At 44.3% G+C, this 11037-nt stretch carries 6 protein-coding genes; all 6 read right to left on the bottom strand.

The genetic code is table 11. From position 1 onward, the window contains the following. Nucleotides 1-551: 551 nt before the first annotated feature. Entirely contained in the window at nucleotides 552-1205 is a 654-nt protein-coding gene (locus tag HMPREF1505_RS03735; RefSeq protein ID WP_036922747.1) for a carbohydrate-binding family 9-like protein, read from the bottom strand. Beyond that, the gene (locus HMPREF1505_RS03730) at nucleotides 1202-2293 is read right to left on the bottom strand and encodes a phosphotransferase enzyme family protein (protein WP_036922739.1); all 1092 of its coding nucleotides are present in this window, start codon (nucleotides 2291-2293) and stop codon (nucleotides 1202-1204) included. The genes HMPREF1505_RS03735 and HMPREF1505_RS03730 overlap by 4 nt, the downstream gene beginning before the upstream one ends. A 65-nt stretch (nucleotides 2294-2358) precedes the next feature. Next, nucleotides 2359-4509 carry a GH92 family glycosyl hydrolase gene (locus tag HMPREF1505_RS03725; RefSeq protein ID WP_036922736.1) on the bottom strand — a complete coding sequence of 717 codons (2151 nt, stop codon included), beginning with the start codon at nucleotides 4507-4509 and terminating at the stop codon, nucleotides 2359-2361. 75 nt (nucleotides 4510-4584) lie between these two features. After that, entirely contained in the window at nucleotides 4585-6681 is a 2097-nt protein-coding gene (locus HMPREF1505_RS03720) for a family 20 glycosylhydrolase (protein ID WP_036922733.1), read from the bottom strand. A 341-nt stretch (nucleotides 6682-7022) separates the two neighbouring features. After that, complete coding sequence (locus tag HMPREF1505_RS03715) at nucleotides 7023-9278, bottom strand: GH92 family glycosyl hydrolase (RefSeq protein ID WP_036922730.1); 2256 nt, start codon at nucleotides 9276-9278, stop codon at nucleotides 7023-7025. 212 nt (nucleotides 9279-9490) lie between these two features. Then, entirely contained in the window at nucleotides 9491-10465 is a 975-nt protein-coding gene (locus HMPREF1505_RS03710; protein ID WP_036922727.1) for a glycoside hydrolase family 130 protein, read from the bottom strand. Between the last annotated feature and the right edge of the window lie 572 nt (nucleotides 10466-11037).

Raw genomic sequence — 11037 nt, 5'->3', positions numbered from 1 at the left:
AAAGACAATTCCGCAAGGATTTATATGTTATTTAAGTTTTACCGGACAGCAATAACTATTTTTATGTTATTCAAAATCAATACATGCTCTTTTGGCTTCTAAAAGATGCTTAATTGACTTGTAATAGGTGCCCTTTAAGCTCTTTACTAACGCCCTTTTGAAGTGCAATTAAGCACCTTTTACTTTACTACTTTATAACCTATTGACTTCCTGCAGGTTACGAACCTACTTTTTACGTATACTTTTTCCCTTATTTATAGATGGTTTACTTGAAATTATGTAATGATTTTTCAGAACCCTATCTGCAGTTTTTGAAGTATCAAAATGAAAAGGTTTTCTGTATCGAAGGATAACAATAAAATAGGAAGATGAGCGCCTTAGTCATGTCTTTATTTAATGAGTAACCTCGCTTCTTCCGTTAAAGCTATACGAAATATATCTATGCATTTAACGGAAAAACCATTCTTTCGGGGATATAAAAAAGAAATGTAGTAAGTGATAGGGACTTTTTCATACCCCTAAAACTTACTACATTTTATTTCTTTTATCGATTACTCAAAGTTCAGTTCACCAAAGAAAGCGGGACAATGGAAGTCGGGAGAAGGCAAGGCAATGGGATTCCAAGAGAGGAAATGAGGTTGCGATGTCTTATCACCACACTTATAGAAATTGGCTCTTATCGTCTTTCCTGAGAGATTCTCTATTGTATGGCGGAAGTAAAAACTAACAGGAACAACGAGTGTGAGTTCCCATGCCTGTCGTCCCTCTCTCATCTCGAAAGGCTCACGCCCCAAAGATGCCCAACGATCAATCTGCTCTAAGGCAGCTGCTGGAGCATGAGTACGATTCTCTCGTCCATGTCCATTGCACAGCAATATCGTACCGATACAGTTGCTTTCAAGGTTATAATAACCTCCTTCTTCATCAGGGCTGCAGAAGAACTCACAGCATGAGTCCTGCCAAACTGGCCCTAAATCGGTGCCAGCCTCAGCACGCACGCTGTCTTCTTCAACTCGATAATGCAACAGAATGGCATCACCTTTATGAGCAATAGCAAACTCAACCTGTGGACAATAAGGGAATTCTGCTGCCCAGTCTACTGTATCTATCTTATTATAAGATACGCTATTATCCTTGAAAAGGGCTGGAATGTCAACAGCTTTCACCTGCTGACACTCCAAACGTTTTACCTTTAATTGTTTCATTGCTTCAATGTTTTCTTCACAAAGTCAGCCATCATCTGATCATGACGACGTACGTCACGATAGAGCAAGAGCTGATTACGTGAGCGAACGAGGTTATGCTCTGGGTATTTCACCTTGAAATAAACGTCTCCGTTGATGTAATCTGTCAAGAAACGAACGCACTGCATGTATGGGAACAGTGCTACAGCGTAAGGAAGATGACTTGTCTCAACAGGGGTAAGGAAGTTGCCTGCAGTGCTGAGATAGCCTTCTGTGAATGAGCAGAATACATCTTCTTTCAGTCCGACAGCATCGTAATTATCGCTATCCTCAGCCACGTGGTTAGCACCAGTACGCAAGAAGTCGCCATAATCAGAGAAGATAAAGCTTGGCATTACGGTATCGAGGTCGATAACACAGAGTACCTTACCATCCTTGTCAAACATCATGTTGTTCACCTTTGTATCACAGTGGCAGATACGCTTAGGCAATGCACCCTCACGATAGAGGCGTTCAGCAAGGCACATCTCGTCTGCATAGCTCTCTAACTCGGCTATCATATCTTTCACAGAAGCCACTCTACCAGCCTTATCAGCACTTACAGCCTCACGCAACTGGCGCAGACGAAGTTCCATGTTGTGGAAGTCTGGGATGGTTTCTCCCAATGGTTCCTTCAAATCAACCAACATATTCTGGAAGTTACCGAAGGTTTCACCACAGCAGAAAGCACTCTCTGGGTTTACTTCCTCTTTTGTAACAGCGTTAGGAATGAAGACACTCACACGCCAGTAGAGATTGTCAGCATCCTTGTAGTAGGTCTTACCGTCCTTAGCCTGCACGAAACGCAGACATTTACGTTCGATATCTGTCTCACCCTTCTCCATCAACTTGTGGCGGATATGGTCAGTTACAAGTTCGATATTATGCTGCAACAGGTCTACATCGGTGAATATGGCGTTGTTAATACGCTGTAAGATATAATCAGGCGTATTAGCATCTACAGTTTTTACACGCAGTGTTTCATTGATCAGTCCATTACCAATTGGACTTACACTCTCAACAGTTCCCTCAATACGGAACTGTGATACAACATCATTAAAATTCGTCATAGCTGTTTATTTAGTATTAAAGATTGATGCACTATTAGGAGTGAAGGAGTTAACTCCAAAAACTTTTAGGGTCTATCAGCAGGCTTAACACCGAACTGAGAAGGCTTGCTACCCATTACAAACTCAAGTGTTCCACCACGTTTGATGTCCTTGAAGTCGATGTAAGAACGGGTATAAGGCTTGCCATTCAACTTAGCACTCTGAATATAAATATTCTTATCGCTGTTGTTATGAGCCACAACACGGAAGGTCTTACCATCTCCAACGTTCACCGTAGCCTCATCGAAGAGCGGTGTACCGAAAATATACTTACCACCTGCTGGCTCTACCTGATACATGCCAAGAGAGGAAAGAATGTACCATGCAGACATCTGACCCACATCCTCGTTACCACTCAAACCATCGAAGTCGTCGTGGTATAAGTTCTTGAGTACATAGCGAATCTTATCCGCTGCCTTCCAAGGCTGACCCACATAGTTGTACATATAGAGGATATGATGGCTTGGCTCATTACCGTGAGCGTACTGACCAATCAGACCAGTGATGTCTGGTGAAGCCTCTGCTCCCATATCACCACTAACGATGAAAAGGGAGTCGAGCTTTGAAACAAATGGTTTCTCACCACCGAAGGCAGCTACAAGACCGTGCACATCGTGTGGAACAAGCCATACATACTGCCAAGCATTACCCTCTGCATAGTCGTCTTGACGATGAACAGTACTGAATGGATCGAATGGTTCACGGAACTTACGATCAGATGTTACACCACGCATAAACTTCGTCTTCTTATCGAAGTAGAAGTCACGATACGACTGACTGCGCTTTGAGAAGTACTTATAATCAGCTGTCTTACCCAATTCCTTGGCGAGTTTTGCAATACATGCATCAGCCAAAGCATACTCCAATCCCTTTGCTACTGTCTCATGCTCTGGGTCGAGATCACAAGGAATATAACCATACTTCTTCAACAATCCCATACCACGTTCATCAAGCATAGCAGACGCCTTAGCAGCCTCAAAGACTGCATTCTTATCTACATCAAAGCCTTTCAGTGCGATATCAACGAGGGCAGGAACGCCTGGGTTACCAATCATACAGTCGGTTTCGTTACCCACAAGGTGCCATACTGGCAACTTACCCTGCTCCTTAAAGATATGAAGCATCGTCTGTGCGATGTCGCGTTGCTTCTCTGGATGGATAATCGTCATCAATGGATGCGCTGCACGATAGGTGTCCCAAAGCGAGAAGGTGGTATAATCTGTAAAGTCACCCTTATGTGTCTTACCATCTGCACCACGGTATTCGCCGTTTACATCATTGAAGACAGAAGGTGCAATCATTGAGTGATACAATGCTGTATAGAATATCTTTCTTGCACTCTCGTCCTGTGTCTTGATAGCAATCTTGCTCAACTCACGGTTCCACTCATCCTTTGCCTGAGCAACAGCATTGCGGAAGTCCCAACCTGGAAGTTCCTTCTGCATATTCAATCGAGCGTTCTCAACACTCACTGCAGAGATTCCTATCTTCACGAGAAGTGGCTGCTCAGCATTGTCGAAAGCAAAGACACCGATTGTGTCACGCTCGTTTGACTCCAACTTAACAGGCTGTGAGAACTCTGCCACGAAGTAAACGCGCTGGTCCTTAGCCCATCCTTGTGACATACGGTAGCCACTGACGGTCTTAGCCGACTCCTGCTTGAAACTGCAAGAGGTCATCTTGTCCCATCCGATACCCTGTGAGAGGTTCAAAATAACGTAACCCTTTGTTGCATCAGCAGGAAAAGCGTAACGATGGAAGGCTACACGCTGGGTGGCAGTCAACTCTACACGAACACCAGAAGCCAACATCACAGAGTAGTAACCAGGGGTTACATGTTCGGCACGATGAGCAAACTTCACCTCACGCTGTGCTGGATTGGTAGTAGGGAGGAGTGATACATCACCCAAGTCACCAATACCCGTACCGCTAAGGTGCATCTGTCCGAATCCGATAACTGTTGAATCGCTGTAATGATAACCAGAACACCAGTCCCAGCCCTGCTTCTTCTGTGTAGGACCAGCCTGAATGTTACCGAATGGAACATTAGCTCCAAGGAACACATGTCCGTGTCCACCTGTTCCAATAAATGGGTCAACATACTGCGTATAGTCCTGCGCAAAAGCGAAAAGACTGGTTGCAGCAAACGCCATTAAAGTTAAGAACCTTTTTTTCATATACTGAATTGTTTTAATCTTCTTGTCTTATATGTCTTGACAGAGCCGTCATTCAACAGCTCATCAAGTATTCGTTTATTTCTGATTGACGATGATTTCGTCTGTAAAAATCCATGCGCCTTTCTCGCGAGGGAGGGCTTTCACACGCACATAACGACCTTTGACATCTCCTTTCCACTTGTAAGGATAGACGAGATAGTCCTCTGAAGCCTTAATACCTGGTCGTACTGTGTCAATCGTTGTAAAGTTCTTGCCATCCTCTGACACCATCAACTCGATTGTCTCTGGCGTATAGATAACCGATTCATAGAGGTGCATAAAGTCAACACGAACGTCACGTATGTCCGTAACCTTACCCATATCAACCACAACATCCACACCAGTACTGTCGATGAAGCCCTGCCAACGACCCTCAAGATAGCCCCAGTCGCCACGCAAACCATTGGTCAGTGTGCTGTCGCCTTCGGCACGATACTTCTCCGCATAACGTCCTAAGTAAGTGACAGGCTTACCCAATGCCTCATGCTGCACGATGGAACGACTTTCAGGGCGTGCGCCTTTCTCTTTTCGAATGTCGAAAGCATTATAGCCAGCACGCTTGAGCGCATCAGTTGCCGTAATTACTCGTTGACGGAAGTCGGCATAGCCTGTACGTTGCTTCGTCCATCCAGTCTCGGCTAATGCAAGCAATCGGGGGTATATCATATACTCTAAATGGTCAGGCTTCTCTATGAATTCCGTCCATACACAACCCTGCACACCATCGATATATTTCTCCAAAGACGTACCCTTATAAGCCGCTGGGATAGGGTCATAGTTGTAAGTCTTCTCCAATCTCGTATAACCCCCTTGTGCCTTTGGTTCCGTCATGGGGTCGTCCTGATACATATTCAAATAGCAGAACTCTTGTGGTGCCATGACCACGTGATGCCCACTCTTAGCGGCAGTCAATCCTGCTTCTGTGCCACGCCATGACATGACAGCGGCATTGGGAGCTAAGGTGCCTTCCATGATTTCATCCCATCCGAGAAGCTTTCTGTCATTATCGTTAAGGAAGCGTTCAATGCGGTGAGTGAAATGACTCTGTAACTCGGCTACGTCCTTTAGATGATAGTCCTTCATCACACGCTGACAGTCGGGACAGGTCTTCCATGTGCGTCGTTCAGCCTCATCGCCTCCTATGTGAATGTACTTTGAAGGGAAGAGTTGCATTACCTCCTTCAATACATTCTCCATGAAGGTATAGGTCTGTTCTTTCCCTACGCATAAATCTGACTGAGTATAGGGCTTACCCGTACATGATAACTCTGGGTAAGCATAGACAACCTCATCACTATGCCCAGGCATTTCTATCTCTGGTATGATGGTGATATGGCGTGCAGCGGCATAATCGACAATCTCTTTAATGTCGTCCTGCGTGTAATAGCCACCATGTATATTCATTCCCTTCCAACATACAAGGCGAATAGGATCAGGCGAATACTGGCGGTTCTTTCCGTTCCACCACTTCGTCCAGTCAGATTCTGTTCTATAGGCAGTCTCCTCTGTTAGGAGTGGATATTGCTTCACTTCCATGCGCCATCCACCGCCGTCAGTGAGGTGCCAGTGGAATCTGTCGAGCTTGAAGTACGCCATAGCGTCCAGTTGCTTCTTGATTTCATCTTTCGACCAGAAGTGTCGAGAGCAGTCGATCATCAAACCACGATAAGCGAAACGAGGGGCGTCCTTCACCTTTACACAGGCTATCTGACCATCCTTTTCGAGTTGGCGAAGGGTTTGCAGACCATAGAACAAACCCGTTGGGGTCAGTGCCTGAATGGTGATACCCTTTGGTGTCACCTCCAACTCATAGCCTTGCAGACGTACGCTGTCCATTGCCTGCGCTGCCTGCTGGGCTGTTCCCTTGCAAATCAAGCGGAAAACGCCTTGTTGAGAAGGATTCTTTGCGTATGCTAATGGATGCTGCAGTACCTCAGAAGTGTACTGATTAAGCATCTTGAAGTCACTACCTGTAAGATTGGTCACAATCTTCGTACCCTTATTCAGCTTGAATTGACCCTTCAAAAGACTGATATTCTCAGGTTGTGGAATGATGTTCTGAGCTGCAACAGGCATAGAAACAACTGCTGCAAACAACAGGAAAACTGCACTCAAAAGAACTTTTTTTCTCATAACGTGAGTATAAATTTCGGTTTTATTTCTTTATTATTTGTTTTTACTTTATGTCTCTTTCTTCGATGGCTGTCGGCTGTCTGTATTCTCATCTGTGGTCATTCAAAACCTTTCTGATAGTAGACTGCCTTCCACATTGCCACCTTCATGTTTCGTATTAAGCCTCCGCACCAAATGTGCTAAGTATCCGCACAACTTGTGTTAAGGCTCCATACAACTTGTCCAAAGCGTTCGGACAAGGATAGAAGACGGCAAACAATGTCTGTTTTTATCATTATATATAATGTAATAAGACATTAAAGACCGTCGGAAACGTGGGAGGTTTGATGGGTAGTAGTCGTTTACTTTAGATAGAACTTCAATACGCCACCCTTCAAGAGTTCGTCATTCGTAATGCGATAGCGGTTCAATGGCTTACCACCTAATTCTATCTTCTTAATAATAACAGCCTCAGCATTTGGACGAACAGTCTCAATCAAGAGGTTATCTCTGCCCCACTGTGCCTTATCCAAACGGATAGTCACCTTGTCAAAGACTGGCGAAGTGAGCGTGTAAGATGGATCACCCGGACAGTCAGGATAGAAACCTATCATATTGAACACCGCCCAAGCCGACATGGTTCCAGTGTCATCATTACCCGGGATGCCCTCTGGTGCATTCTTGAAATACTCCTTCAAGAGTCTGCGCGTCTGTACCTGTGTACGCCACTCATCGCCCTTGAAATAAGAGAAGAGGTGAGGATAAGCGATATCAGGCTCATTTGCAGGATCGTAATAACCCTTGTCGAACACGCTCTGGAGCTTGTTAACAAAGTTTTTCTGTCCTCCCATGAGCTTTGCAAGTCCCATAACGTCATGCGGAACATAGAAAGTATAGTTCCAAGCATTACCTTCATGGAAGCCCGGAGATGGTTCGAAGTTCTCTCCCTGCTTTGGATCGAAAGGCTTATAGAAGGTGCCGTCTGGCATCAATGGGCGCAACAAGCCAAACTCCTTACTGAAGTAATGGCGATAACCCAAAGCACGATTGTGGAACAGACGAGCATCATCTTTCTTACCCAATGCCGTAGCCAAGCGTGAGAGGGCATTGTCAGCAATGTAGTATTCGAGGGCATGAGAAACGGAGTTATCGAACTTCTCGTGCAAAGCTACATAACCCTTCTCCATATATTCGTCATTATCTGGGCGCAGCGGGTTCTCGCTTCCCTTTGTCAAAGCCGACTTGCGGAAAGCTTCGTAAGCCTTATTAATATCGTAACCACGCAGACCTTTCAACCAAGAATCAGTGATAACAGGGATAGCTGGGTCGCCTTCCATCGTGTAAGTCTCACGACTAAAGAGTTCCCACTTTGGCATCCAGCCATGCTCCTCGTACATCCCAATCATCGAACGAATCATATCACGCTGACGATTTGGATAAACCAACGTAAGCAACTGATGCACATTGCGATAGGTATCCCACAGAGAGAAGACCGTATAACGATTGCCCTCCTTCACCGTTCGAATCTCATCACCCTCCATGGCAGGGTACTGTCCGTTGACATCCTGCAGGATATTTGGGTGGATAAGGACGTGATAAAGAGCTGTATAGAAGATCGTGCGCTCTGTCTTTGTTCCACCCTCAACGAGGATGCGAGAGAGATCATCATTCCACTTAGCACGCGCCTCAGCACGAATAGCATCAAAGTTCTTTCCACGCTGTTCGGCATCAAGGTTCTCACGAGCGTTTGCCATACTTACGAATGACACACCCATCTGTACCTCTACCTGCTCGTCAGCCTCAGTGTTGAAGTTCATCCATACTCCGATATCATCACCAGAGAATTCCTTGTTATAGGTCTTATAGAGCTTATACTTGCCATTGTCGACATCCCACTCAGCCTCTACGCCTGTCATCGGACGCTGTTTCTTCCAATAGCCAGCCTCTGTAGGCTTCTTGCTGACACGCATCACGAAGTAAATTGGGAATACAGCCTGAGGGTTATAACAGAATGTACCCTGCAACTTCATACCCTCATACTCTGTGTCGCTCACCTTCTTCACCATGGCACCCGACTCATTTGTGAGTCCTTCACCGAGGTTCAACAAGATATGACTTTCTCCTTTCGGGAATGTGAAACGTGCAACAGAACTGCGAGGAGTAGCTGTTACCTCTGTCTTCACATTATACTTTTTCAGATAATTAGAATAATAACCGGGGTGTGCAACCTCCTTTTCGTATGTACTTCCGTACTCCTTATAGTCGACATTCAACTTTCCTGTCGTTGGCATAAGCAACAATGAGCCTACTTCTGGACAACCCACACCGCTCAGATTGACGTGAGAATAGCCCGTGAAAAAGACGTTATGATATTCGTAAGGAGTTGACCACCAGCGTGCATCCTTGTCATATTTATTCAAATCAGAACCCATTACGTTGAATGGTACGACTGACATCAATCCGTTAGGGCATACTGCTCCTGGATTGGTAGTACCAAAATTAGATGTTCCGATAAAAGGATTGACAAGATCGACAGGCTCTTCATCGCCTTTGTCAGCCGCCTTCAGCGAAAGAAAAGACAAGGAAAGGAGTAGTACTAATAGGAATTTATGATTCATTTGGGTGGTGGGTGATAGGTGTTAGATGGTGATGAATAGTAGGTGATAGGTAGTGGGTGTTAGGTGGTGATGGGTGTTAGGTGATGGATGGTGGGTGGTGATGAATTGTGATGAAGCTATCATTATTTACTTCTAAGCAATTCATCAACACCCAACACCCAACACCTATCACCTAACAATTCATCAACACCCAACACCCAACACTTAACACCTTATAAAAAGCTATTGTTCTTTGTGAACTCTACGATGTCCTTAATATAGCCGAATGCCATACCAACGACGGTATCAGCTGCACCATAGTAAACCGCTACGCGCTCACCATCCTGCAAAGCAGCACATGGGAAGACAACGTTTGGCACGTCACCCTGCAACTCGTAAGGTGCATTTGGTGCAAGAAGATATGGACGAGTACGATAGAGAACCTTCTCTGGATTGTCCTTATCAAGGATAGCTGCACCCATTGAATAACGGAAACCATTACAAGTAGTGATTACACCGTGATAGAAGAGCAACCAACCTTCGTCTGTCAAGAATGGAACCGAACCTGCACCAATCTTCGTACACTGCCATGCACTCTCTGGGAAAGGGGTAACCTTCATTACACAACGATGCTCGCCCCAGTACTTCATATCTGGGCTAAAGCTGATATAGATGTCACCGAAAGGAGTGTGACCATTGTCACTTGGACGGCTCAACATCGCATACTTTCCATTAATCTTCTCTGGGAAGAGGACGCCATTACGATTGAATGGCAAAAAAGCATTCTCACACTGATAGAACTTCTTGAAGTCGAAGGTGTAAGCAATACCGATTGTTGGTCCGTGATAACCGTTACACCAAGTAATCCAATAACGGTCCTCAATCCATGTAACACGTGGGTCATACTTGTATTCTGACTCAATCATTTCAGTGTTACCAGCCTCAAACTTAATAGGCTCATGATTGATTTCCCAGTTGATACCATCCTTACTGAAACCAGCAAAGATGTTCATCTGCACCGCCTTGTTGTCGCAACGGAACACTCCAGCGAAGCCGTCCTCAAAAGGAACAACAGCACTATTGAAGATACTGTTTGATGTTGGAATATGATAACGATCGATGATTGGGTTCTTTGAATAACGCCACATCACATCCTTGCATCCTTCTGGACGTTCTTCCCAAGGCAGAATATCTTTTAAACTTTTCATTGTAAATATAGTTTTATGCTTTTAGTTTTTATAAATGTCTATACATTATAAGTACAAGCAAAGTTAGCTTTTTACTTCAACAAAAGGTAAGTTTTTACCATTCATTAAATAGGAAAAACACTTCTTAACAAACGTTGTTAAGATTTACTATTATACCCAACTTTAACAAAGTAAGCATCATTCTATCACTTTTACAATAAAAGGAAGCTATAACCTAAATCCAATAAAGACATGCTTTCAACATGATGAAAGGAGAAGGTAGATTAATTAACAGAGAAAAATAAGGTTTTTCCGTTAAATGCGTAGACAGGTTAATAGAATGAGATTAATCCGTATACACGGTATGATTAGCCTTAAATAGATGGTTTTACAAAGGTGGATAAACTACATGATAAATGTAATTAGGTGCATCGTCTATCTGTCTTCAACAAACAACGTATTCCTTTATTATGTAAAGTTTGTAAGTTATTTTCATGCAACTCAAAACCAATACATGCTCTTTGGGCTTCTAAAAGATGCCTAATTGACTTGCAAAAGGTGCCCTTTAAGAGCCTTACTAACGCCCTTTTGAA

The organism is Prevotella sp. ICM33 (assembly GCF_000517825.1).
In the GTDB taxonomy this organism is placed as follows: Bacteria; Bacteroidota; Bacteroidia; order Bacteroidales; family Bacteroidaceae; genus Prevotella; species Prevotella melaninogenica.
The sequence above is the reverse complement of the archived record's forward strand: the minus strand, read 5'-3'. Positions and strand labels throughout refer to the sequence as shown.

What these genes read in the sequence shown, in the direction of transcription:
- HMPREF1505_RS03735 (WP_036922747.1), bottom strand. Translation starts at nt 1,205, where the DNA reads ATGAAACAATTAAAGGTAAAACGTTTGGAGTGTCAGCAGGTGAAAGCT.
- HMPREF1505_RS03730 (WP_036922739.1), bottom strand. Translation starts at nt 2,293, where the DNA reads ATGACGAATTTTAATGATGTTGTATCACAGTTCCGTATTGAGGGAACT.
- HMPREF1505_RS03725 (WP_036922736.1), bottom strand. Translation starts at nt 4,509, where the DNA reads ATGAAAAAAAGGTTCTTAACTTTAATGGCGTTTGCTGCAACCAGTCTT.
- HMPREF1505_RS03720 (WP_036922733.1), bottom strand. Translation starts at nt 6,681, where the DNA reads ATGAGAAAAAAAGTTCTTTTGAGTGCAGTTTTCCTGTTGTTTGCAGCA.
- HMPREF1505_RS03715 (WP_036922730.1), bottom strand. Translation starts at nt 9,278, where the DNA reads ATGAATCATAAATTCCTATTAGTACTACTCCTTTCCTTGTCTTTTCTT.
- HMPREF1505_RS03710 (WP_036922727.1), bottom strand. Translation starts at nt 10,465, where the DNA reads ATGAAAAGTTTAAAAGATATTCTGCCTTGGGAAGAACGTCCAGAAGGA.